The following is a 24,700-nucleotide window of genomic DNA, read 5'->3' on the forward strand; positions in this document are numbered from 1 at the left end:
GGCTTTTTGGCCCAGGCATACGCTAGCTTATGCTTCAGCCGATGATTTCCCCGGCTTGCGATGGAAGTCATCGTCTGTTTGAAGGAGACGTGGCTGCCGGGAGCATCGCGCCGATCTCAAGTCAGAACGGCTTAGCGGATTGGAGATTGACCGTGGATTGGGATAAGATCAGATTGTTCTATGAAGTTGCCGAAGCCGGTAGTTTCACGCGCGCAGGCGAACATCTCGGCCTTAACCAGTCGTCTGTCAGCCGCCAGATCAGCGCGCTCGAGAACGAACTGAAAGTTCCCCTCTTTCATCGGCACGCCCGTGGCTTGATTCTGACCGAACAGGGAGACGTTCTCTTCCAGGCGGCACAAGAAATGCTGATGCGGCTGGAGACGACGCGAAGTCGGCTTGTCGAGACAAGCGAGCTGCCGGCCGGAAACCTCAAGGTGACGGCGACGGTCGGCCTGGGCGCCATCTGGCTCGCCCAGCGGATCTCGGAGTTCATCGAGCACTATCCCGACGTTCATATCCAGCTGATCGTCACCAATGAAGAACTCGACCTTGCGATGCGCGAGGCCGACATCGCCATTCGCTTGCGCCGTCCAGCACAGCCCGATCTGATCCAGCGGCGTCTCTTCACGGTGCATTACCACGCCTACGCTTCGATTGCTTATCTTGAGCGCTTCGGCGAACCGAAGACGGTAGAGGATCTCGACAAACATCGGATCATCTGCCTCGGCGGCAACCAGCCAGCCTTCGTCCTGGCCGTGCATCAGCTGGCGACTCTCGGTCGGGATTCAAAGGACCCGCGACCCAAACAGCTCGTCGTCAACGACAGTTTGGCCCTTCGGCATGCCATTGAATATGGCGTCGGCATCGGCATGGCTCCCGCCTATTCCATGGAAGGCAAGTCCAACGTCACTCAAGTCCTGCGCGACATCGAAATGCCCTCCCTGGATACCTATCTGGTGTACCCGGAGGAGATGCGGTCCGTTGCGCGCGTCCAGGTCTTCCGTGACTTTCTCGTGTCCAAGGCCCAGGGGTGGACGTTCTAAGGGCCCCTCCCCTCACGCTGACATTCAGGTCAGGTGCGAACGAGAATCCGTTCAGTCGATTGGGGGTTGATGGCAGCCGTACCGTGACCGGCGGATCTATTTCTGATCGTCCGATACGTTAAGCCTCGGTTCAAGTTGAGGGGCAGATTCTCCCGTGGCCGGGCGATCAAAGCCCGTTTGACGAGAAGGAGTGTCTCCCATGCGCCTATCTCATTTTGCTGCCCTGTCAGCTTTAGGCCTTTTACTGGCCTTACCCGTCCTCGCTCAGACAGCGGGCACGAGCACGACGACGAAGTCCCCCAGCGCCATGCCACCAGCCGCAACGCATGATATGAAGCCCGCGGCACCGGCATCTACAGGCGCGACAGCGCCTTCTTCCGCACTGATCGACATCAACTCAGCCCCTAAGGATCAGCTCGACAAGCTGCCGCAAATCGGGGCTGCCCGGGCTGACGCGATCATCAAGGGGCGCCCTTACAAGGCGAAGAACGAGCTGGTTGATAAAAAGATCATCCCACAGAACGCTTACGACGCCATCAAGGACAAGATCATCGCCCACCAGAAATCTTAGGATTGAACGGATCTAACCATTCACCCCATTCACAGATTTTAAGCGGGAGTGTGAAACACTCCCGCTTCTTTTCGACATCAAAGCGAACTCATAGTTTGCTTGGCTGCAACCTTGGCAGTGACCGGCTTAGCGTTTGACTTGGCATTTGAATTGGCGGCGTGCAATGCCATCAGCCGCTCCATCTGCGCCTGAAGAGAATCCATCTTGTCGCTCAAAGACGCGATCTCGGTTTCGCTCTTCAGGTTGACCTCATAATCCAGAGCAGCCGCGAGCCTGTCCTTGGCTGCCTGCCGGTTCTGACTCATCATGATGACCGGCGCTTGCAACGCCGCCAGCATCGACAGAAGCAGGTTGAGAAAGACGAAGGGATACGGATCGAAAGCGGACTGGCTCAGGAGCACGATATTGATCAGGGCCCAGGCGCCGAGAAATACGCCGAACCCGATGATAAACCCCCATGAACCGCCGACAGTGGCGACCCGATCAGCCAGACGCTGGCCCATGGTGAGGCGATCATCGAATTCCCGGTTCAGGTTCCGGGCCGTATGGACGCGCCGGGCAACCCTCGCGATGACGCGGCGATCCCTGGCATCAAGGGGAGAAAGCCCAGCATGAAGCAGGTGCTGGGCGAGGAAGCGAACTTCCGTGTTCATGGCTCACCTTCCTTCCGACCGGCCGTCGCAGCCTGGTCGCAGGTGAGCCTCATCAAGCGATCAGGCCTCTGCGCAGAGCTGTGACGGCGCGGTCAATCGACTGTAACTGTCGCTTGGCATGACGTTCATGGTTCCTGTGAGACCGTGCCGGGCTGCGCAAAGCAGGGCGGTACGGATTAAGGGAAATGTGCCTCGAAAGCCTTTTCGTCAAGGGGCTCAAGCCCTCAATGACGGACTTTTCTCGCCATTAAAACGATGTCGCGAACATCCCGATTACGGCGAGAGCCATGACGGCAGTAGAAATCCAGCCGAGCTTCCAGAGCCAGCCGCGCACGGCGAATTTTCCCATGATGTCCGGGCGCGCGGCCATCAGCATCATCGTCACCATGACGGGAACCGCGATGACGCCATTGAGAACCGCGCTCCAGAAGAGAGCCTTGATCGGGTTGATGTCGGTGAAATTGATGATCATGCCGACCAGAGTCGCCAGGGCAACCGTTCCATAAAAGGCCTTGGCCTCCTGCCATCGCCGCGAGAAACCGATCGGCCACCTGCGCGCTTCGCCGATGGCGTAGGCGGCGGATCCCCCGAGTACCGGAACTGCCAGCAGCCCCGTCCCGACGATGCCGATGGTGAAGACCCAGAAGGCGAACCGACCGGCAATGGGTCGCAGCGCCTCCGCCGCCTGGGCCGAGGTCTGGATGTCGGTGATGCCGTGTGAGTTCAAGTTGGCCGCTGTGGTGGTCATGATCGCCAAGGCCACGAGGTTCGAGAAAGCCATCCCCACAAGCGTGTCGACCTCGATCCGGTGGAGGGCCGCCTTCCCCTGCTCCGGAGCGTCGAACAGGTCCTTCCGTCGAGAATAGGCTTCGATATCCTCCACTTCCTCGGCTGATTGCCAGAAGAATAGGTAGGGGCTGATCGTCGTTCCTAGAACTGCAACGATGGTCGTGAGATAGTCCTTGCTCCATCCGATCTCCGGAATGAACAGATGACGCGCAAGCTCGCCCCAATCGACCTTGGTCGCGATGAGAGCCGCAAAATAGGCGAATAATACGAGAGTCAGCCATTTCAGGGCCGTGACGTAGCGGGCGTATCGAAGGAATACCTGCATGTAGATGCAAATGCCCGCGAAGAGCAGGATATAGAGCGGCCGGGCTCCCGGCAGCAGCAGATTGACGGCATCGGCCATCGCACCCAGGTCCGCGCCAAGGTTGATCGTATTCGCCGCGAGCAGGAGCGCGACGATGATCTGGAGCAGCCAATTCGGGTAGTACAGCCGAAGCACCCCTGCAATGCCATGGCCTGTCGTGCGGCCGATGCGGGCACTGATCATCTGGGCTGCCGACATCAGGGGAAAGCTGAAGAGCATCGTCCAGGACAGCGCGTATCCGAACTGCGCCCCGGACTGGCTATAGGTCGCGATGCCGCTGGGATCATCGTCCGCGGCTCCCGTGATAAGACCTGGTCCCAGCACCCTCAGGAAGCGCGGCTTGCTGGCCAAAGCGGCTGGACTTAAGCCTTCGGGATCATGATCGTCGATGGACGCCATCACGCAACTTCCCGGTCTCGGTCGGACCAGCTTAGCTATCTTGTGTCTGGCTGAAAAGAGAATCCGTTCAATGCGATAACGTCGACACCCAGCATCGCCATGCTCTGAACGATCATGATGGGCGGATTTATCTTGTAATTCCTATCTCGCAGATCGATCTTAGAAGATCGGCGCATGAGCCAAGCCATGTCCTTTCGAAGACACCCGCTTCGATGAGGATTATCAGGCAAATGACCTGCGCCGCGAAGCCGAGGTAACGCAGTATGGCGGTTGATCGGGCATGACCAAGAAAACCTCGGATTTCGCACCGCTCGAAACTGTGGGCGAACACGACGACGCCCATGCTCCGTCCAGCTTCGGAACATTGGCCCTTGGCTCCATCGGCGTCGTCTATGGCGATATTGGAACAAGCCCCCTCTATGCCCTCAAGGAGGCTCTCTCGGCAGCGTCCGGCGGCGGCGAAATCGCACCCGATATGGTTTTCGGAACCGTCTCGCTGATCCTGTGGGCTCTGGTCGTGATCGTGACAGCCAAATACGTGCTGCTGATCATGCATGCCGACAACCACGGTGAAGGCGGCATTCTCTCTCTGATGGCCCTCGCTCAGAGCTCGCTAGGTCACCGCGTGGTTCTGATCCCCATGCTGGGGATCGCGGGGGCCGCACTCTTTTATGGTGATGCCATCATCACGCCGGCGATCTCGGTGCTCTCTGCCGTGGAGGGCCTGAAGCTCGTTGCACCGGCTCTTGATCACTATGTCCTGGTCCTCAGCGTCGGAATATTGGTCGGACTTTTCGCCGTTCAAAGCATGGGAACAGCCAAGGTCGCGGCTTGGTTCGGGCCGATCATGGTCGTCTGGTTTGTCGTCCTTGCCATCGGTGGCGTGCTTCATCTCATCGAGGATCTGCGCATCCTTGCTGCGATCAACCCTGTCTACGGTTTGCGGTTTCTGGTGAACCATGGCTCGGTCGGTGTCGTTGCTCTGGGAGCCGTGTTTCTGGCGGTGACGGGAGCTGAAGCGCTTTACGCCGATATGGGTCATTTCGGACGCGGGCCTATTCAGGTTGCGTGGGTTGTGATGGTTTTGCCATCGCTCGCACTCAATTATCTCGGCCAGGGAGCGCTCCTTCTTGCCGACCCAGGCAAGATCGAAAACCCATTCTTTCTGCTCTATCCCGATTCCCTTCTTCTCCCCATGGTCGGCCTTGCGACCATCGCCACGGTCATCGCCAGCCAAGCGGTGATAACGGGCGCCTATTCCCTGACCCAACAGGCAATCCAACTTGGTCTTCTGCCGCGCATGACCATTCTGCGCACATCCGAAACGGAGAAGGGTCAGATTTATATCCCACGGATCAACATGCTCCTGCTCGTTGCCGTTCTGGCCGTCGTCCTGATTTTCAAATCCTCAAGTGGACTCGCATCGGCCTATGGTATCGCGGTGACGGGGACGATGGTCATCACGACTATCCTGGCCTTCTTCGTCATTTGGCGCGTCTGGGGCTGGTCGCCGGTCGTCGCTGGCCTTCTGATCGCGCCCTTCCTCATGATCGACACGGTCTTTCTGTTCGCCAACGGTCTCAAGATCCTCCAGGGCGGCTGGATTCCGCTTGCCGTCGGCGGTGCGCTCGTGGCCGTGATGCTGACATGGCGGCGCGGCGTTCGGCTCCTGGCTAAACGAACCCAGCGCGAGGAGGTGCCGATGGCAGGCTTCATCAGGACGATGGAGGAGCATCCGTCGGAACGGGTTCAGGGCACCGCCATATTCCTGACGTCGGATCCCGAGCACGTTCCGGGTGCCCTGCTCCACAATCTCAAGCACAACAAAGTCCTGCATCGACAGAACGTAATTCTGAACGTCGACACGGAGGACATGCCCCGTGTCCCTGAAGGCGAGCGGGCTACGGTTCAGCGCCTTTCCGAGACTTTCACGCGTATCACATTGCATTTCGGATTCATGGAAACCCCCAATGTGCCTCGGGCATTGCGAGCCTGCCGCAACCAGGGCTTCGCCTTCGATGTGATGAAGACGTCGTTCTTCCTGTCCCGGCGTGCCCTCAAGCCATCCATCAAATCCGAAATGCCCCGGTGGCAGGACAAGCTCTTCATTTGGCTTGCCCGGCGTTCCGCCGATGCCTCGGAGCATTTCCGCATCCCGACAGGCCGAGCCGTCGAGGTCGGTACACAGATCAATATTTGAGACGTGCTCGAATCCGATCCCGTCCTGTTGAGGACGAAATTGTTCAGGCTATCTCGAGTTCCTGCGCCCGAGCGGCCGGAGCAGCGGCCCCACGCGACAGGACCTGGGCCGGCGAGCCGCACCATTCGCCTCCGGCCGGGATCGACTCGCCCTTCATCACGAGCGTCAAAGGACCGAGCTTCGAGAAATTACCTAGCTCGGTATCGTAGAGGACGGTCGAACCGGAGCCCACAGCCACGCCCGTACCGACCCGTATCCGGCCCACTTTCATCAAGCGATCCTCGTAAAGATGGGTCTGGAGGCAGCCATTGGTATTGATCGCCGAGAAGTCGCCGATCGTGACGCAATCGAACTCGGTGATGTCCGTCGTATCCATATAGATGCCCTTGCCGGTCTTGGCGCCGAAAAGCCGAAGGGCCCAGGGCAGGAAAGGCGTACCGCGGAAATGCTCGAGGATGCCCTTTCCGGCCATGCCCCAATACATCACAGCCACCGCCTCGGTGCGCAGTGCCCACCACGACCACATCGGCCGCATGGTGGGCTTGTAGACGCCCATCAGAAGCCATTTGTAGGCCACCGCCGTCAGCAACTGACCGACCGCGATAACCACACTGGCCGCTACGCAAATGGCAAGCGCGGTTCCCCAATGCTTATGGATTACGGAAGGAGCCATCACCTCCATCGCCATGGTTGCGAAAGTGATGAACAGAGCGGTCGGCAGCGTAATGTTGAAGCCCTCGAAAAGGGCGCGGGCGATCTTGAGACGCTTGGGCGGCTCGTATGTGTCGGTAACGGCGGTATTAAACCGCTGGCGGACGGGGAGTTGGATCGGCGGAGAGCCGAACCAGGTCTCATCGGCGCCGACATTGCCCCCTTCTGGCGGCTTCGACTTGACGCCGATCAGGGCACCGTTGGCGATGGCATAGCCGGGAGGAACGACGGCGTCGTTGCCGATGAAGACGCGAGACCCTGTCGTCACCGTGTCGAGCGTCATCCAACCGCGACGCATCTCCTCATCGCCCAGCACAACATCATCTGCGATGAAGTTCTGGTCGCCGAGATTGATCAGATCGAAACGGCCGGCAAGATTGGTCGAGATCTCAGAGCCTTTGCCGATCTTGGCGCCCATCAGGCGATACCAGGCACGCATATAGACCGTCGCGAACAGAGACGACAGCACGTCCAGCATGACTTCGGTCGCCAGTCCGACAACCCATTTGCGCGCATAGAGACCACTGTAAACGGAATAGACTCCTGCGCGCAGACGCGGCAGGACGATCCAGCGAATGGCCGCGATGAGAAGAACGGTCGCGAAGATCATGATCGCAGCCGCCGGCATCGCCAGAAGCGGCATGTAGTAGAGATAGTGGATACCGATGAGGGGGTTGATGACCGTGTCGACCACCTCCATCAGGTGGAAGGCCGGAACGATCGGAATAAGTGCGATGGGGGGCGCAAGCACCAGCATTGCAACGAAGAAGACCGGAAGCAATCGCCGCCGGCCTTCGCTCGCCTGAGCCGGAGGCGGCAGATGCGACGGATCGAGTTCGGCGACCTTGCGTCCGGGTGATCCGCGCCACGCTTCCCAAGCTCCGACTTTCGTCCCCGCCGTAATCGCGGACAGGTCGGCGAGCTCAGAACCTTCGCCGATCACCACGTTTTCCTCGATCACGCAGGACGTGCCGATGACGACATCCCGCTCGAACTTAACCGGCCCGACGATCAGCTCATTACCGACAACGCGAGCGTTGGCGATTGTCACCTTGCCGCCAATGCTTGCATGCTCGCCGATCTCGATAAGATCGATCGCGCCTGCATCGATTTCGGCGATGAGCGCATCCTTGCCGACTTTCGCGCCGAGCATGCGGAGATAGATGCGGATTGCGGGCGAGCCCTGGAACCACTTCATATGGACGAGGCTCAAAAATCTCTGCACGAGCCAGAGTCGGTAGTAATAGACACCCCACAGAGGATATCGCCCGGGCTTGATGCGCCCGATAATCAGCCATTTGGCGCCGATGGCGAGGAAGGTCGTGACGACATTCACCATCATGAAGGCGGCGAAGATCAGCGTCGTGTCGAGTACGACCGAAGCCTCATCGCCGGTGATGAGGGTATAGCTGATGAAGATGCAGAGCCAGGGCGCCGACATCAGCGTCAGAAGAAATGGCATCGCAGCGGCCTGCGCCAGGCCGCAGAGTGCCCGCCGCAGGAGCGGTGGTGGTTCGAAAGCCGATATCGGCGATGCAACCGTACTCTCGTTCGGTATGCGGGCGTCGAGGCGGCTCGCTACCTCCCGCAAGGAGCGGCCGGAATAGATATCCTGCAGCGTGATCGAAGACAGACGCGCAGTCTCCCGGACGAAAGAAACGAACCGGGCTGCGAGCAGCGAATGACCGCCGAGATCGAGGAAGAAATCGGCTTCCATGGGCACGGCTTGATTCGGAAAAACCCGTTGCGCGGCAGCAAGCAGGGCTGCTTCGGTCTCCGTCGCCGGATCATCCTGATCGAGCGCAACGATGGCGGCCGTCAACGGCAGCACTTTCAATGCCTTGCGATCCACCTTGCCGGAAGCCGCAAGACGCGGCAGGTCGGCGACGGTCTCGAAATGGGCAGGTACCATGTAGGGAGGCAGCCGCTCGTGCAATGCCAGCCGGAGCTGCGTCGGATCAGGATCGACGCCGCGCTGTGGCAGAAGGAAGGCGACCAGCCGGTCGAGCCCATCATCCTCCCGCAGAACGACTGCTGCCTGCGAGATGCCGGGGAAGCTTGCCAGCACGCTTTCGATTTCGCCGAGCTCGACCCGAAAGCCACGGATCTTCACCTGATCGTCGATGCGCCCCTGGAAGACGATGCGCCCTTCCTCATCGATCATCACTGCATCCCCGGAGCGATAGAGCACCGGATCGGAGCCGTCCGAGTCGAAGGGATTGGCGACGAATTTCTCTGCCGTCAAATCGGGGCGCCCGACATAGCCCGCGGCGATACCGGGGCCGCCGATGAGGAGTTCGCCCTGAGCGCCAGGAGGCACAAGCGACATGGCCTCATCGACGACGTAGCAGGAGTAGTTGGGGATTGGACGGCCAATGGTGACGGGATCGCCGGCTTTCAATTCCGCCATGCTGGCGACAACCGTCGCCTCCGTTGGGCCATAGCTGTTGAAGAGACGGCGGCCAGTTCCGGCGAAACGGGAGACGAGAGCGGGCGGGCATGCCTCGCCGCCAAGAATGACGAGGCGGAGCGACGGCAGATCGTCAACCAGCATACCCAGCAGAGTCGGCACGGTGTCGATCACCGTGACACCGGCCTTCCGCATGGCCTGCGCCAGCGCTTCGGTATCGCTCAAGAGCTCCTGGCGAGCAACCCACAGGCAGGCGCCTGCGAGATACGGCACCCAGATCTCTTCCATCGACAGATCGAAGGCGGCGGAGCAGCCCTGAAAAACGATATCGTCGGCGTCGATGCCATACAGTTCGTTAGAAGCTCGCAGGAAATGGCAGATGTTGCGGTGAGTGACGACAATGCCCTTCGGCTTTCCCGTCGAGCCGGACGTGTAGATCACATAGGCAGGATGATCGGGCCTCAAGCCGCGGCTGCGCGCATCGTAGAAAGGCTCCGCTCCCGCTGATGCAGCCGCGCCGGGCGTAAAAACCGTCATGCCGACCGATTGGACACGGCCCTCCCAGCCATCCGCGACGAGGATGCATTTGGCATTGACGTCGGTCAGGCAGGCGGCGATACGCTCGACGGGTACCTCGGAATCGAAAGGCAGCCAAGCAGCGCCAGTCTTCGTGATCGCAATCTGGGCAACCAGGAGATCTGACCCACGCGGCATCCAGAGCCCAATCACGTCGCCAGGGCCAATCCCGGCGGCGATGAGGCCACCGGCGATATCGGTGGCGTGACGGTTCAGAGCCTCGTAGGTCAGCCGGATGTCGCCGTCTATGAGGGCCAGCTTCTCCGGGGTGCTTCGCGCGGTGGCCTCAAAAATCTCGGATAAAACCTCGTCGCGAATGAAATCGGGACGGGTCAGGCCACGGAGAGGGTTCAACATAGGTGCGACGTTTCAAAGTGTAGAAGGCGTGAATCGAGATCAGGGCGTGTGGCATGCGTAGATAGCAGCGAGATATCTGGCCCCGGTGGCCCATACCAGCTCTCAGGAATGACGACGACCTGTGAATCCGGCACCGGCTCATAGGTCGCCAGCGCGAGCACATGCTCCTCGTCCAACCGGACAAGATGAACGAAAGCTTCATGGATCGGCGCCGTCGCGGCCCGCGCCGTACCGACCCGAAAGGAACCGTTCCGCAAAGGCCTGACCGCCACATGATCAGGTTCGACCATTACATAGCCGGTCAGTTTCAGCGCGGCTTCCTTGATCGACCATAGAATCGTCTCGGCATGACCGCAGACACCGGACAGGAGTGGAAGCACGTACAGATCCTCGTCCGCGACCGCCATCGGGACGGAACCATTCGGGCCTTGCCCTGGAACAAGCGTCTCGACATCCACGCCCACATCCGTCTCACGCGAGACCGCGACAACCGTCAGGTTGCCGGTATGGCTCATATTGAAATAGAGGCCATTGAGGCAGACCGGTTTGTCCCTTGGCGATGTGGTGAAAGCGATAGCCCCCGGGGCGCAGCCTGCCTCGCCCGCCAGGACCAAACGCAGGAAACCATGATTCAGGCGATATGCGAGACGATCCTCGTCTCGACGGAGCCGCTTAAGTCGGGCATGCTCCAACGGGCTCGCGGCGTCGTCAAACGCGGCAAGGCAGGCCGAGCGCCATTGGCCCGACACCGTCGGGTGGGTTAGCTTGTAGAGTGAGATCATGGTCGAATCGCCACTTCCATAATGATATAGGGAAGCAAATCAACCCTAGTTGCGGGAGCATGAAGGAGTGATGAACGTCGCGGCTGGCCGATGGCTTTCCTAAAGCGCAGAGCGACCATTTTTTAAGCGCTAAAGTGCCCGTATAAGTGGAATTACTTGACGCTCCATGCGACAATTACGCCCGTGATGGCAGCAGGCCTATAGACCTGAAGCACTGCCATCCGATCGACACACCGGAGGTCGCAGGCAAGGACCTGTAGCCGGGTGGTGTCCAAGCCCGTGAACAGATCAGCAACCACGAGCAGATCCGATCCTGGTCGGGCTTTAGGAGATGGCGCAGCGCGGGAACACAGGGAAACGGCGGCCTGCTGTTCTAACGAGGTCTTGGAAAAAGAACGCTCCGGAGCCTTCGGATCCCATCCCGAATGCCATTACGAAACCGCTCTAGCCTATGGGAGCGGCTTCCAAATTTTCTGGGACATGAAAGTCTTCGGAGTTCCCTCATCCGCATCGCCTTGCATCTGGGAAGGCGAGCGCTTCCGCCCACGGACGCATCGCGACACTGGAAACCTCGGGATGTCCCTCGAAGATCAGGGTATTATCAGAGGCAACTCACACTCGGCCTTGTCGTGAAAAATTGATGCGAATCAATTCGCGAAGCCGCTCTTCCGGATTTACTCGAGTCGTTCATGATCTGGAGAAAGTCGTGAGAGCTGTCATGCCCCTGATCGTAGGCCTCCCGATGTCGATGTCCGAATACTGGCTGAGCCGCCTTCCTGCGAACAACATGCGGGTGAATCACGAGGCGAGCCCAGGTGTGGCGAATGGAAATGAGAGCCCCTGCCGCTATATCGGCGACCGCCGTTGAGAACCGACCGGAATGCATTGGCTTAAGTGCATCGATAGACCAACACCTTGGTCCTTCATGGGTGCCCGCCGGATACTCCGACCAAGCCGCCTGGAATGGGCCTTCGAGAAATCGCTCCGTGCTGATTGAAGGCACCTCGCGCGACCTGATCCGGCCCGTGCGCTAGGGAGAAATAGCAATACGGTACCCGCATGGGCCCTGCCTCCCGAAGGAGGCGACCCTGGCCCCGCCGGCCGAACCGAAGCGATGGGGCGGATGGGTTTCCCGTCAGCCGTTCAACTGCTAAACCACGGCGATGACGTACAAAGTTGCAGCCCTTTACCAATTTGTCCCTTTGCCTGACTTTCGGCACCTCAGGGAACCGCTTCGCCGGCTCTGTGAGGCGTTGGGATTGAAAGGCACCCTCCTCCTCGCCCATGAGGGGATCAACGGCACTGTTGCCGGGAGCGCCGAAGCCATCGATGCTTTCATTACAAAATTGCACAATGGCGATCTGTTTGGCGGGCGGCTCGACGATCTGGAACTCAAACTCTCGACCGCAGCCGAAATGCCGTTTCGGCGGCTGAAGGTTCGTTTGAAGAAGGAGATCGTCACCCTCGGCGACCTCACCGTCGATCCGACGAAGAAGGTGGGTTCCTATGTCACCGCAGCCGATTGGAACAGGCTCCTTGAGGATTCGGATCTCGTGCTGATCGATACCCGCAATCAATTCGAGGTCGAGATGGGGACTTTCGAAGGGGCCATAGACCCCCGGATTTCGACCTTCAGCGAATTCCGGGGCTTCGTCGAACGCGAACTCGACGCTGGGAAGCACAAGAAGATCGCAATGTTTTGCACGGGCGGAATTCGCTGCGAGAAAGCAAGCTCCTACCTGCTCTCGCAGGGTTTCGAGGAGGTCTATCACCTCAAAGGCGGAATTTTGAAATATCTGGAAGACGTTCCGGAGGACCAAAGCCGTTGGAACGGCGAATGTTTCGTGTTTGACGAACGCATCGCCTTAAGCCACGGGCTTATCGAACGCTCAGATTCCCACGGGAGCACCCCATCAGATGAGTTACATCGAAGCACTCAATACCCGCATCGACGCATTGGAAATGCGAATTGCCTATCAGGATGAAATCATCGAGGACCTCAACGAGGCCGTCGTTGCGCAATGGAAACAGATCGACGCTCTCACACGCCAGAGTGCGAGTCTGATTGACCGGATGCAAGAAGCAGAGAACAGGGCGAATGCAACCTCCCGGCCGGAGCCGCCGCCACCCCATTATTGACTATGCCACGCTCGCAGACATATCCGCCTCAAATTCGCGACGCCCGGCCGGATGTGTTCCTTCAACAGTAAAACCGGTTAGCGGATCACAAACCCTAAAGAAGCACCTATGAATGCCCCGATCCTGATCCCCCTCCTGGGCATCGTTGCCGGCGGCGCGATGCTGGCAGCGCAAGCGCCCGTCAATGCTGCCCTTGCCCGCGCTCTCGGCGATCCTTTGCTTGCAGCCTGCGTCTCTTTCGGGATCGGCTTTGCCATTCTCTTCATCATCAGCGCCCTGCGTGGCGCCTGGCCCCTGGGATCAGCCCTGGCAGCAGCGCCCTGGTGGTCGTGGATCGGTGGCCTCATGGGGGCGTTTTATGTCGCCATCGTGATTTGGGGCGTGCCCCAACTCGGGGTTGTCAGCACAGTTGCCGCACTCGTCCTGGGCCAGTTGGTGGCGGCGCTGATCCTGGATGCCATCGGCGCCTTTGGATTGCCTATCCACGCCATCACATGGCAACGCCTGCTCGCAACCGCATTGATCTTCAGCGGCCTCGTTCTATCTCGCACAGGTTAAGCGCCGCGCCTTTCGACAAAGGCTGCATGGTCAACTTTTCCATCGAACCTAGTTCCATTTGCTCGGCGCCATTCGACATCCGCCGGAGAACGATGATGGATCTCGACTTGAAGGGACGACGGGCACTGGTAACCGGCTCCACTGCAGGAATCGGCCTTTCCGTCGCAAAGCAGCTCGCTATTTTGGGTGCCCAGGTCGCCGTAAACGGACGAACGGGCAAACGCGTAAATCAGGCGATCACGCAACTAAAAAGCGAGATCGGCCAGGGACAATTCACCGCAGCGCCGGGCGATGTCAGCAGTGAAAAAGGCGTCGCTGAAGTGACCGCAGCCGTGCCGGAGGTCGATATCCTGGTCAACAACGCCGGAATCTTCGAGCCCAAGCCTTTCTTCGAGATTCCAGACGAAGATTGGCGGCGTTTCTTCGATGTCAATGTCCTGAGCGGCGTCAGGCTTTCGCGCCATTATACGCCTCGGATGGTCGAGCGGGGTTGGGGGCGCGTGGTTTTCATCTCGAGCGAGTCGGCAATTCAGATCCCGGTCGAGATGGTACATTACGGCATGACGAAGACCGCACAGCTTGCCGTATCGCGCGGGCTTGCTGAAACGGTGGCCGGAACGGGGGTGACCGTCAATGCCGTCCTGCCCGGTCCGACTCTGTCGGAAGGAGTCGGTGAATTCATGCGTACGATGGCGTCGCAGAGTGGCGAAACCGATCTGGAGGCCATGGGCCGCGCCTTCATCCGGGAAAATCGGCCGACATCCCTGTTGGGTCGTCTGATTACTCCTGACGAGATCGCCAGCATGGTTGCCTATATCTGTAGCCCCGCCGCGAGCGCCACGACAGGCGCAGCCCTGCGGGTCGATGGCGGCGTCGTGCGGGCGATCGTTTAGAAGGCGCCCGTAAGAGCTTGAGATTACACGCTCCGGCCCGATCGGATGGAATGATCTGAGCGGGTCGCTTCCATCGATCCAGCTTGAGACCGCGCCCTTCTTCCTTGCACCTCAAATGTGAAGTCCGTGCCCAAGGGCCTTGAGCGCCGATTCCTGGAACGCCTCGCCCTGTGTCGGGTGCGCGTGAATTGTACCGGCAATATCTTCAAGGCGCGCGCCCATTTCGACGGCCAGACTGAAAGCGGCAGCAAGTTCGGAAACTCCCTGGCCCACGGCCTGGATCCCGACGATCAGGTGATTGTCCGCCCGAGCCACAACCCGCACGAAACCTTGCTCGCCAAGCTTCGTCATGGCCCGACCGTTTGCCGAGAAGGGAAATTGCCCGATCTTGACCTCCGTGCCAGCCTGGCGTGCCTGGTCCGGCGACAAGCCGACGGTGACGATTTCGGGATCGGTGAAACATACCGCCGGAATGCTCCGTTTATCCCAAACCCGTTTATGGCCGGCGACGATTTCAGCCACCATCTCACCCTGCGCCATCGCGCGATGCGCCAGCATCGGCTCGCCGGTGACATCGCCGATGGCATAAATTCCCCGCATCGACGTCTGGCATTCTTCACCAATCCGGATGAAGCGGCCATCCATGTCGAGAACGAGTTCTTCAAGACCCCATCCGTTGACGACCGGCCTCCGGCCGACCGTCACGAGGATCTTGTCGGCGGCAAGTCGAATTTCCTTTCCGTCTCCGGTTTCCACCAGCAGGGCATCGCCCGTCTTCGCCAAGCCTTTGGCCTTCGCGCCTGTCAAAACCTCGACATCGAGTTCCCGCAACCGTTTGCCGACGGGCTGCGTCAGGTCGGCATCATAGTGCGGCAGGATGCGAGATTGAGCCTCGATGACCGTCACATGCGCTCCCATTTTCGCGAAGGCGGTGCCGAGTTCCAGGCCGATATAGCCGCCGCCGACGACGACAAGCCTGCCAGGAACTTCGGTTAGCGACAGAGCTTCGGTCGACGAAATCACAGGTCCGCCGAATGGCAGCGCCGGCAGTTCGACAGGAACAGAGCCGGTGGCGATGACGACATTCTCGGCGCGGATGATCTGAAGGCCGGTTTCCGTCTCCACCTCGACCGTCTTGCCGTCACGAAACTTCGCCCAGCCTTCGACCACTTTGACCTTGGCTTTCTTGAGCAATCCCGACACGCCACCATTGAGGCGACCGACGATGCCGTCCTTCCAGGCCATGGTTTGCGAGAGATCGAGCGCGGGTTTGGCCGTGGAAATGCCGAGCGGGTTTCGGCCCGCGGCCAGATGAGCAATTCGTTCGTATTCTTCCGCGGCATGGATGAGCGCCTTGGACGGAATACAGCCGATATTGAGACAGGTTCCGCCAGGCTTCCTTGCCTCGACGATGACCGTGTCGATACCGAGCTGCCCGGCACGAATGGCGCAGACATAACCGCCGGGCCCCGCGCCGATAACGAGCAATTTGCAGGAAATGTCCTTCATCGGTTCAACCTTCCACGAAGATCATCGCGGGGGTTTCCAGAAGCGTTTTGATGCGCTGCACGAAGACAGCGGCGTCCCACCCGTCCACGACCCGGTGATCGAAGCTGGAGGACAGGTTCATCATCTTGCGGGGAATGAAGGTTGACCCATCCCATACCGGCCGCACCATGATCTTGTTGACGCCGATGATGGCGACCTCCGGATAATTGATCATCGGTGTCGTTGCGACACCGCCCATGGCTCCCAGAGACGTGATGGTAATCGTCGATCCGCTCAGCTCCTCACGGGTCGCGGTGCCCGCCTTCGCCGCTTCGGCAAGGCGATTCACCTCGGCTCCGCAGCTCCAGAGATCGCGCGCCTCGACATGTTTGACCACCGGGACCATGAGCCCCGAAGCAGTCTGCGCTGCAATGCCGATATGCACGCCGCCATGTTGGCGAATGATGCCGGCATCATCGTCATAGAGCGCGTTCAAATGCGGCTGCTCGGCGATGGCCTTTACCATCGCCCGCATCAGAAACGGCAGCAATGTCAGCCTGGGCTGATCCTCGCGCTTTTGCTTGTTGAGCGCGGCGCGCAAATCCTCAAGCGATGTCACATCGACCTCTTCGATGTATGTGATGTGAGGGATGCGCGAATGCGAGAGCGCCATCTTCTCCGCAATCCTGCGGCGTAATCCGACAACCTTGATGTCCTCGACGGATGTGTTCGGAGCCAAGCCGGACACCTTGGTCACCTGCCGGCCGTGCGTAAAGAACGCGTCCAGATCCTCATGCGTTATCCGGCCCGCGGGGCCGGAACCGGGCACCTGCCGCAGATCGATGCCTGCCTCTTGCGCCCTGAGTCGAACCGCAGGTGATGCCAGGGGCTTTTCACCTTCGGCACGCAGAGGCGGTTGGCTTTGGACGAGACGCTGGGTGCTCCGCATCGTTTCAGCAGCCATAGGAGATCCGCCTCTCCCGGCCGTTTTGGCCTTAGCATCGAGGGCTTTCCCGGCAACAGACGGTTTTTCTGCCACGCCGTCGGCCTGTGATCCCTCAACGGCAGCTTTCATGCCTGCATCGCCGCTTGAGGCGCCCGCCTCTTCCCCCTTCACCTTCAAACGGACCAACGGGGAGCCGGTCGCCACCACATCGCCGATCTCCGCGCCGAGCCAAAGAATTTCGCCCTCGACCGGCGATGGTATTTCCACGGTTGCCTTGTCTGTCATGACGGCTGCGAGGACCGCATCCTCGCGGACCAGATCGCCGACCTTGACATGCCACTCGACCAACTCGGCCTCGGCAATCCCTTCGCCGACATCCGGCATCTTGATCACATGCTCGCCCATCCTTAGCCCTCCATGGTCGCGACAAGGGCACGGCCGACGCGAGAAGGTCCCGGAAAGTAGTCCCACTCCTGCGCATGCGGATAAGGTGTGTCCCAACCCGTCACGCGAGCGATCGGCGCTTCCAGATGGAAGAAACAGGCCTCTTGCACCAGTGCGGCGAGTTCGGAGCCGAAGCCTGACGTCAGCGTGGCCTCATGAACGACCACGCAGCGCCCCGTCTTTCTGACGGACGCAGCAATCACATCCATGTCGAGCGGCAACAGCGTCCGCAGATCGATGATCTCGGCATCGATGCCCGTCTCCGCCACAGCCGCCTGCGCGACGTAAACCATGGTCCCATAGGCAAGCACGGTGACGGCCGAGCCCTCCCGCATAATCGATGCCTTGCCGAGAGGAACGCTGAAATAGTCGGCCGGCACTTCGCTGAGCTTATGCTTCGACCATGGCGTCACCGGCCGATCATGATGGCCGTCGAAGGGACCGTTATAAAGCCGTTTCGGCTCCAGGAAAATCACGGGGTCGGGATCCTCGATCGCAGAGATCAGAAGACCCTTGGCGTCGTAAGGATTAGACGGCACGACCGTCTTCAGCCCGGATACATGGGTGAACAGCGCTTCCGGGCTCTGGCTGTGGGTCTGCCCACCGAAGATGCCGCCTCCGGTCGGCATCCTGACGACCAGAGGGCAGGTAAATTGACCATTCGAGCGATACCGGAGCCGTGCCGCCTCGGAAACGATCTGGTCATAGGCCGGATACATGTAATCGGCGAACTGAATCTCGACACAGGGCCGCAGCCCGTATGCGGCCATGCCGATGGCCGTTCCAACAATACCGGATTCGCTGATCGGCGTGTCGAAGCAACGGGTCTTGCCGTATTTTTGCTGCAGGCCCTGCGTGCAGCGAAACACACCGCCGAAATAACCGACATCCTCACCAAAGACGACGACATTCTCGTCGCGTCCCATCATCACATCCATCGCATCGCGGATAGCCTCGACCATCGTCATCCGTGCCATGGCTAGACCCCCGCCTGCTGGCGTTGCCTGCGCAAGTGCGGCGGCATCTCGGCATACACGCCCTCGAACATGTCGCGCGCTGACGGCTTGCCGCCAGCATGCAGCGTGCCGTAACTCTCGGCTTCCTTCTGGGCGGCGATCACAGTGTCGAGAATTTCCGCTTCCGCCTGTTTATGTCTCTCTTCGGACCAGACGCCGCGGACGATCAAGTGGTTCTTGAGCCGGATCACGGGATCGCCGAGCGGCCAAACGTCAGACTCCGTCTTCGGACGATAAGCGGAAGGGTCGTCCGATGTGGAATGCGCGCCGACGCGGTAGGTGACGTACTCGATGAGCGTCGGCCCGAGATTTCGGCGCGCGCGTTCGACGGCCCATTTTGCGACCGCATGAACCGCGAGATAATCGTTCCCATCGACCCGCAGAGAGGGAATGCCAAACCCCAACCCGCGCGCAGCGAAGGTTCCCGAACCACCCCGAGCGATGCCCTGAAATGTCGAGATCGCCCATTGATTGTTGACAATGTTGAGAACGACGGGAGCCTTGTAGGTGGAGGCGAAGACGAGTGCGGCATGAAAATCCGATTCCGCAGTCGACCCATCTCCGATCCATGCCGCCGCGATCTTGCTGTCGTTCTTGATCGCCGAGGCCATCGCCCAGCCGACAGCCTGAACGAACTGGGTAGCGAGATTGCCCGAGATCGTAAAAAATCCATGTTCCTTGTCGGCATACATCACAGGGAGCTGACGCCCCTTCAGGGGATCGCGTGCGTTCGAATAGACCTGGCACATCATGTCGACCATGGAATAACCGCCGGCGATCAGGAGCCCGGCCTGCCGGTAGGTCGGAAAGTTCATGTCCCCCGGGGCAAGCGCTTTGCGAAAGGCACTGCTGATGGCCTCTTCGCCCAGATGCTGCATGTAGAAGGAGGTCTTTCCCTGCCTCTGGGCCATCTGCATCCGCGCGTCGAAGGTGCGCAGCGTCATCATGTGCCGCATTCCCTCGAGCAGATCGTCATCGCTCAAGAGTCCTGCCCATGGTCCGACTGCTTCTCCGTTGCGGTTGAGGACCCGGATGATCGAATAGGCGAGATCGCGGATCGCCTCCGGATTTGCGTCCACGTCCGGCCGTGGCACGGCCCCTGCCTTGGGGATCTTCACATTGGAAAAATCGGGCGTCCCACCCGGGCGAACGGCGGGTTCGGGTACGTTGAGGGTCAAGGGTCCGTATTCAGGCATGGTCTTACGTTCTCCCGCAGAGAGAACTAGAAACGAAACATGCTTTGGCTATAGGCGGTCCATTTCCGAGGAGGCGCGGCAAAGACCGTGCCCTGCTCCGCCTCACCCTTCCGTTGCACCCATGCCTATCCCTTTGGCCGTTGGAGAAAAGCGCCCGGCCAGACGCTGCCGTTCGCCCGGATACGAGATGCGCGCCTCGGTGACGAAGGCACCTGCCTGCCAAGTCCGTCGCTCCAGCACAAGGCAGGCTGCGCCCGTTCCAACCTGAAGGCATTTGGCGAGGGTTGCATCGGCATTCACCGCCCGAATGACATGCTCGGCATCCGTCCAAGGCACGCGGCTGAGCAGCCATGTGCCAGGCGGGACGCCCTTGAAGCGCTCCTCGCGCGCCTCGGGAACGGTCGCGAGATTGATCAGGCGCTGCTCATAGGCCCCCGGTACCTCGTCCATCAGGTGGAGTGTGGTGATGCTGAGTACCTCGCTTCCGAACGGCAATCCGGTGCGCTGCGCCGCAGCCGCATCGAGAGGTTCGACGGAACGACGCAGGATCTTGAAGCGATAGTCCGTTCCAGCCCGGGCCGCTTCAACCGCGAAATCCTGGATCTCCAGCACGGCACGCTCGGTGCTCGGCTCCGCGACGACCGAGCCGGCCCTTCTCCGGCGCGTGATCAGCCCGTTGGCCGCAAGCGTCGAAAGGACCTTGTTGACTGTCATGCGCGAACAGCCGTACTGGGCCATCAACTCGTGCTCGAAGGGCACCCGATGGCCGGGTGGCCACTCCCCCGACATGATGCGAGCCTCGATGTCGTCGCGGATGCGTTGATGCAGATGTCCCATACCGGACCAGTTCTTCCCTTCGTGATGCTACCAACTACGCCAGGATATGCGCCATCGTACCGGCATAGCGCGCCGTGATAGCGTCGCGCTTATGGTGGCGCCCCTCCGTTACCACAGTTTGGCCAGCCACAATCACCTGATCGATGGCGGCCTTGCCGGCGACGAAAATATAAGCGTCGAGCCAGCGATCACCGGACAAAGCCGCGAGGGCCGGGTGGGCGGCATCGAGCACGACCATATCCGCACGATAGCCAACTTCCAGCGCGCCGACATGCCGGCCCAGGGCCTGCGCCCCGCCCGCAAGGGCACCCGTGTACAGAGCCCGTCCCGTCGATTCACCGTCGCGTTGGGCCAGCACGTTGCGGGCCCGGCGCTTCAGGCGCTGGCTATATTCAAACTGCTTGAGTTCTCCGGCGGCGCTGATCTCGATATTGGAATCGGATCCCACACCGAACCGGCCACCGGCCGCCAGGAACTCGACGCCCTCGAAAATGCCGTCGCCGAGATTGGCCTCGGTGATCGGGCACAGTCCCGCCACTGCATCGGCTGCAGCGAGGCCGTGCATTTCAGCCGAGTCGAGATGCGTCGCGTGAACGAGGCACCAGCGCTTGTCCACTGGCGCGTGGTCCAGGAGCCACGCGACCGGGCGCTGCCCCGACCAGGCGATGCAATCTTCAACCTCCTTCACCTGCTCCGCGATGTGGAGATGGATGGGGCCTTCGGAAGCGGCCGCCAGCGCCCTTTCGAGGGCATCAGGCGTAACGGCACGCAGGCTGTGCGGGGCAATGCCCACGACGGCATCATCGAGAAATCCGGCCGCCTTGCGCGCACCCTCCACAAGACGGAAATAGCCTTCGATATCGTTGATGAAGCGCCGCTGGCCTTCATTGGGCGCAACGCCTCCGAAGCCACCCTGAGTATAGAGGACCGGCAGCAGCGTCAGCCCTATTCCGGTCTCGTCGGCTGCCGCAGCGATCCGCCCCGACAGCTCCGCCACATCTGCGAAGGGACGACCGTCCCTGTCGTGGTGCAGGTAATGGAACTCCGCGAGGGCAGTGAACCCACCCTCCAGCATCTCCATCGTGGCGAAAGCCGCAATCGCCTCGACATCGTCGGGCGTGAGCTGGCCCAGAAAGCGGTACATTACCTGCCGCCAGGTCCAGAAGCTGTCTCCTTGGGGTCCGCGCGTCTCGGCGAGGCCCGCCATCCCACGCTGAAACGTATGGCTGTGCAGATTGGGCAGGCCGGGCAACGTGATTCCGGCTAGACGCTCGCGGCCCTCCGGCAAAGCCTGCATTCGGATCGCGCGAATGGTGCCGCCTTCGACGTCGATCGCGACGTCCCTGGCCCAACCCGTCCGAAGCAGGGCATGGTCGAGAAACAGCTTGCGCATTGCTGACACCATCATGGTTCAACGAGTTTCAGGCTTTCACCATCATGATCGGGGTCGACGAGGCTGGCTTGAACTGCTCGGTGAACATGCGATCAGGAACGGTTGATTATGTCTAGACAATACCCTCGGAAGGCGATTATGTATAGACATTAATAAGAACGACCGGAGCATGACCCATGCGCTTCGACAGGATCTGGTTCAACGCACGTCTCGCTACGCTCGCCGGGGATTCAACCGGTCTCGGCATCATGGAAGACGGAGCCGTCGCAGCGAAGGACGGACGCATTGCCTTCGCCGGACCGGCAAGAGACCTGCCGACTGGATGGGACGCGGTCGACAGGATCGATTGCGAAGGCCGCTGGATCACACCCGGCCTCATCGACTGCCATACTCATCTGGTCTTCGGCGGCGACCGGGCGCAAGAATTCGAACTTCGCCTGAAAGGCGCAAGCTACGAGGAGATCGCCCGCGCCGGCGGCGGAATCATCTCCACCGTCAAGGCAACGCGGGCCGCCCGCGAGGACGACCTTGTCGCTGGCGCTCTGCTCCGCCTCGACCATCTCATGGCAGAAGGCTGCACGACGGTGGAGGTCAAGTCCGGCTACGGGCTCGACCTCGAAACCGAGACCCGCATGCTGCGCGCCGCCCGACGTCTAGGCGAAGAACGTCCGGTCTCGATCACCACGACTTTCCTCGGTGCGCACGCCCTGCCGCCGGAAGCGAATGGCGACAAGGACGCCTACATCGACGAAATCTGTGGGACGATGCTGCCGGCGGTCGCCAGCGAAGGCCTCGCCGATGCGGTCGATGCTTTCTGCGAAGGCATCGCCTTTTCTCCCGAGCAGACAGCCCGCGTCTTTGCCGCCGCCCATGCTCTCGGCTTGCGCACCAAGCTCCATGCCGACCAGCTCTCCAACCTGCATGGAGCGAAGCTCGCGGCCGAATATGGAGCCCTGTCAGCCGACCATCTTGAATACACGGATGAAGAGGGAGCTGCCGCCATGGCCAAGGCAGGCACGGTCGCCGTGCTGCTTCCCGGAGCCTTCTACATGCTCCGCGAGACGCAGCTGCCGCCTGTGGCGGCATTCCGCAAGCATGGCACCCGCATCGCCCTTGCCACCGATTGCAATCCCGGCACCTCCCCGCTGACCTCGATCCTGCTCGCCATGAACATGGGGGCAACCCTGTTCCGCCTGACCGTCGAAGAATGCCTTGCCGGAGTGACCCGCGAGGCAGCCCGCGCCCTCGGACGCTCCGACGAGATCGGATCGCTCGAACCCGGCAAGTCTTGCGATCTCGCGATCTGGAACATCGAGCGACCGGCCGAGCTCGTCTATCGCATCGGTTTCAACCCGCTACACGCCCGCATCTGGAGAGGACAGTGACACGAACCATAACGCTCATCCCCGGCTCCGTTGAACTTTCCGACTGGAGAAATGTCTATCGTGGCGCCGCCGCGTCGCTAGATAGCGACTGTCGCGCCGGGATCGAAGCAGGGGCCAGGACGATCGAGGCCATCGTTGCCAAGGGCGATCCGGTCTACGGCATTAACACGGGCTTCGGGAAACTCGCGAGCGTGCGCATCGGCAATGCAGATCTCGCGACGCTCCAGCGCAATATCGTCCTCTCGCACGCTGCCGGCGTCGGTGAACCTTTGCCGGGGCCTGTGGTTCGGCTCGTCATGGCGCTCAAGCTCGCGAGCCTCGCACAGGGCGCCTCCGGTATACGCTGGTCAACAATCGAGCATCTCGCCGCCTGTTTGAATTCGGGCCTCGTGCCGATCATTCCGGGTCAGGGATCGGTCGGAGCCTCCGGCGATCTCGCTCCACTTGCCCATATGACGGCGGCGATGATGGGCGTCGGTGAATTCTTCGTGGCCGGCGCCCGCATTCCTGCCCAGGCAGCGCTCGCAAAGGCCGGTCTCGGGCCGCTGTCGCTCGGCCCGAAGGAAGGCCTTGCCCTCCTCAATGGCACCCAAGTCTCCACGGCTCTGGCGCTCGCCGGACTGTTCGAAGCCGAGCACGTATTTCAGGCCGCGCTGGTCACCGGCGCTCTGGCGACGGATGCCGCCAAAGGGTCGGATGGACCCTTCGACGCACGTATCCAGAAGCTGCGCCGCCATCGCGGCCAGATCGAAGTGGCTGCCGCCCTGCGCACTCTGATGAACGGCAGCGCCATCCGCGCCTCGCATCTCACCAACGACGATCGCGTGCAGGATCCCTACTGCCTGCGCTGTCAGCCGCAAGTGATGGGTGCGGTGCTCGACCTGCTGCGTCAGGCGGGCGAGACGCTCGGCACGGAGGCGAACGGTGTCTCCGACAACCCACTCGTCTTCTCCGAGACGGGAGAGGTGATTTCCGGTGGCAACTTCCACGCGGAGCCGGTGGCATTCGCCGCCGACATGATCGCCATGGCCCTGTGCGAGATCGGATCGCTCGCAGAACGCCGCATCGCCATGCTGGTGGACCCTGCGCTTTCGGGCCTACCTGCATTCCTGACCCCAAAGCCAGGCCTCAATTCCGGCTTCATGATCCCGCAGGTCACCGCCGCCGCCCTCGTCTCCGAAAACAAGCAGCGCGCCTATCCGGCGAGCGTCGACTCGATTCCGACCTCAGCCAATCAAGAAGACCACGTCTCCATGGCAACCCATGGCGCGCGTCGTCTTCTGGGCATGGCCACGAACGCCGCGCATGTGATCGGCATCGAGCTCCTCGCCGCCGTCCAAGGCTGCGATTTCCACGCGCCCATGCAATCGAGCGAACGCCTTGAACGGGTGCGCACGCGGCTGCGGGCTGAGGTCCCGCATCTGAACGATGACCGCCATATGGCTCCGGACATGGAGCGAGCCACCGCGCTTGTCATGTCCGGCGCGCTCGCGGCTGCTGCCGGCGGTGACGTGCTGCCGCTCGTCGCGCAAGAGACTGCTCTGTAAGGG

At 60.8% G+C, this 24,700-nt stretch carries 19 protein-coding genes; 9 read left to right on the top strand and 10 right to left on the bottom strand.

Translation table 11 applies throughout. The features are described 5' to 3' along the window. Positions 1-152: 152 nt before the first annotated feature. On the top strand, positions 153-1,043 hold the full coding sequence (locus tag AB4Y97_RS10975) for a LysR family transcriptional regulator (RefSeq protein WP_441999086.1): 891 nt from the start codon (positions 153-155) through the stop codon (positions 1,041-1,043). A gap of 199 nt (positions 1,044-1,242) precedes the next feature. Then, positions 1,243-1,614: a ComEA family DNA-binding protein gene (locus AB4Y97_RS10980; RefSeq protein ID WP_441999087.1), complete on the top strand. Its 372-nt coding sequence runs from the start codon at positions 1,243-1,245 to the stop codon at positions 1,612-1,614. A gap of 77 nt (positions 1,615-1,691) precedes the next feature. Here the strand turns inward: AB4Y97_RS10980 and AB4Y97_RS10985 are convergent, their stop codons facing one another. After that, positions 1,692-2,267 carry a DUF1003 domain-containing protein gene (locus tag AB4Y97_RS10985; RefSeq protein ID WP_441999088.1) on the bottom strand — a complete coding sequence of 192 codons (576 nt, stop codon included), beginning with the start codon at positions 2,265-2,267 and terminating at the stop codon, positions 1,692-1,694. Between the two features lie 247 nt (positions 2,268-2,514). Next, entirely contained in the window at positions 2,515-3,819 is a 1,305-nt protein-coding gene (locus tag AB4Y97_RS10990) for an NRAMP family divalent metal transporter (RefSeq protein ID WP_441999089.1), read from the bottom strand. A gap of 280 nt (positions 3,820-4,099) precedes the next feature. Here AB4Y97_RS10990 and AB4Y97_RS10995 point away from each other — a divergent pair, with 280 nt between their 5' ends. Then, a complete protein-coding gene (locus AB4Y97_RS10995) occupies positions 4,100-6,019 on the top strand; it encodes a potassium transporter Kup (protein ID WP_441999090.1) in 1,920 nt (639 codons plus the stop codon). Positions 6,020-6,062: 43 nt separating this feature from the next. On the opposite strand, the gene AB4Y97_RS11000 is transcribed toward AB4Y97_RS10995, so the two are convergent. Both AB4Y97_RS11000 and AB4Y97_RS11005 read right to left on the bottom strand, forming a co-directional pair. Next, positions 6,063-10,073 carry a Pls/PosA family non-ribosomal peptide synthetase gene (locus AB4Y97_RS11000; protein WP_441999091.1) on the bottom strand — a complete coding sequence of 1,337 codons (4,011 nt, stop codon included), beginning with the start codon at positions 10,071-10,073 and terminating at the stop codon, positions 6,063-6,065. Further along, complete coding sequence (locus AB4Y97_RS11005) at positions 10,067-10,855, bottom strand: 4'-phosphopantetheinyl transferase family protein (protein WP_441999092.1); 789 nt, start codon at positions 10,853-10,855, stop codon at positions 10,067-10,069. Before AB4Y97_RS11005 ends, AB4Y97_RS11000 begins: the two co-directional genes overlap by 7 nt. Positions 10,856-12,018: 1,163 nt before the next feature. On the opposite strand from AB4Y97_RS11005, the gene trhO reads away from it, so the two are divergent. The 4 genes from trhO to AB4Y97_RS11025 all read left to right on the top strand — a co-directional run bounded on the left by trhO (position 12,019) and on the right by AB4Y97_RS11025 (position 14,445). After that, the gene (gene trhO / locus AB4Y97_RS11010) at positions 12,019-12,840 is read left to right on the top strand and encodes an oxygen-dependent tRNA uridine(34) hydroxylase TrhO (RefSeq protein ID WP_441999093.1); all 822 of its coding nucleotides are present in this window, start codon (positions 12,019-12,021) and stop codon (positions 12,838-12,840) included. Beyond that, positions 12,773-12,994 carry a SlyX family protein gene (locus tag AB4Y97_RS11015; protein WP_441999094.1) on the top strand — a complete coding sequence of 74 codons (222 nt, stop codon included), beginning with the start codon at positions 12,773-12,775 and terminating at the stop codon, positions 12,992-12,994. The genes trhO and AB4Y97_RS11015 overlap by 68 nt, the downstream gene beginning before the upstream one ends. Before the next feature lie 108 nt (positions 12,995-13,102). Then, positions 13,103-13,552 carry a DMT family transporter gene (locus tag AB4Y97_RS11020; RefSeq protein ID WP_441999095.1) on the top strand — a complete coding sequence of 150 codons (450 nt, stop codon included), beginning with the start codon at positions 13,103-13,105 and terminating at the stop codon, positions 13,550-13,552. Positions 13,553-13,647: 95 nt separating this feature from the next. Further along, positions 13,648-14,445, top strand: coding sequence for an SDR family NAD(P)-dependent oxidoreductase (locus tag AB4Y97_RS11025; protein WP_441999199.1), 798 nt, complete (start codon positions 13,648-13,650; stop codon positions 14,443-14,445). A 111-nt stretch (positions 14,446-14,556) separates the two neighbouring features. Here AB4Y97_RS11025 and lpdA read toward each other — a convergent pair whose 3' ends face one another. The 6 genes from lpdA to AB4Y97_RS11055 all read right to left on the bottom strand — a co-directional run bounded on the left by lpdA (position 14,557) and on the right by AB4Y97_RS11055 (position 21,765). Further along, positions 14,557-15,954 carry a dihydrolipoyl dehydrogenase gene (lpdA, locus tag AB4Y97_RS11030; RefSeq protein WP_441999096.1) on the bottom strand — a complete coding sequence of 466 codons (1,398 nt, stop codon included), beginning with the start codon at positions 15,952-15,954 and terminating at the stop codon, positions 14,557-14,559. A gap of 4 nt (positions 15,955-15,958) precedes the next feature. Continuing rightward, the gene (locus AB4Y97_RS11035) at positions 15,959-17,284 is read right to left on the bottom strand and encodes a dihydrolipoamide acetyltransferase family protein (protein WP_441999097.1); all 1,326 of its coding nucleotides are present in this window, start codon (positions 17,282-17,284) and stop codon (positions 15,959-15,961) included. A gap of 2 nt (positions 17,285-17,286) precedes the next feature. After that, positions 17,287-18,300, bottom strand: a complete 1,014-nt coding sequence (locus AB4Y97_RS11040) for an alpha-ketoacid dehydrogenase subunit beta (protein WP_441999098.1) — start codon at positions 18,298-18,300, stop codon at positions 17,287-17,289. A gap of 2 nt (positions 18,301-18,302) precedes the next feature. Further along, positions 18,303-19,535: a 3-methyl-2-oxobutanoate dehydrogenase (2-methylpropanoyl-transferring) subunit alpha gene (locus AB4Y97_RS11045; protein ID WP_441999099.1), complete on the bottom strand. Its 1,233-nt coding sequence runs from the start codon at positions 19,533-19,535 to the stop codon at positions 18,303-18,305. A gap of 102 nt (positions 19,536-19,637) precedes the next feature. Next, complete coding sequence (hutC, locus tag AB4Y97_RS11050) at positions 19,638-20,372, bottom strand: histidine utilization repressor (RefSeq protein WP_441999100.1); 735 nt, start codon at positions 20,370-20,372, stop codon at positions 19,638-19,640. Between the two features lie 34 nt (positions 20,373-20,406). Beyond that, positions 20,407-21,765: a formimidoylglutamate deiminase gene (locus AB4Y97_RS11055; RefSeq protein ID WP_441999101.1), complete on the bottom strand. Its 1,359-nt coding sequence runs from the start codon at positions 21,763-21,765 to the stop codon at positions 20,407-20,409. 176 nt (positions 21,766-21,941) lie between these two features. Between AB4Y97_RS11055 and hutI the strand changes: the two genes are divergently transcribed. Further along, positions 21,942-23,150: an imidazolonepropionase gene (gene hutI / locus AB4Y97_RS11060; protein WP_441999102.1), complete on the top strand. Its 1,209-nt coding sequence runs from the start codon at positions 21,942-21,944 to the stop codon at positions 23,148-23,150. Then, positions 23,147-24,697, top strand: coding sequence for a histidine ammonia-lyase (hutH, locus tag AB4Y97_RS11065; RefSeq protein ID WP_441999103.1), 1,551 nt, complete (start codon positions 23,147-23,149; stop codon positions 24,695-24,697). The genes hutI and hutH overlap by 4 nt, the downstream gene beginning before the upstream one ends. Positions 24,698-24,700: the final 3 nt, after the last annotated feature.

Source organism: Microvirga sp. 2TAF3 (assembly GCF_052114965.1).
GTDB lineage: Bacteria > Pseudomonadota > Alphaproteobacteria > Rhizobiales > Beijerinckiaceae > Microvirga.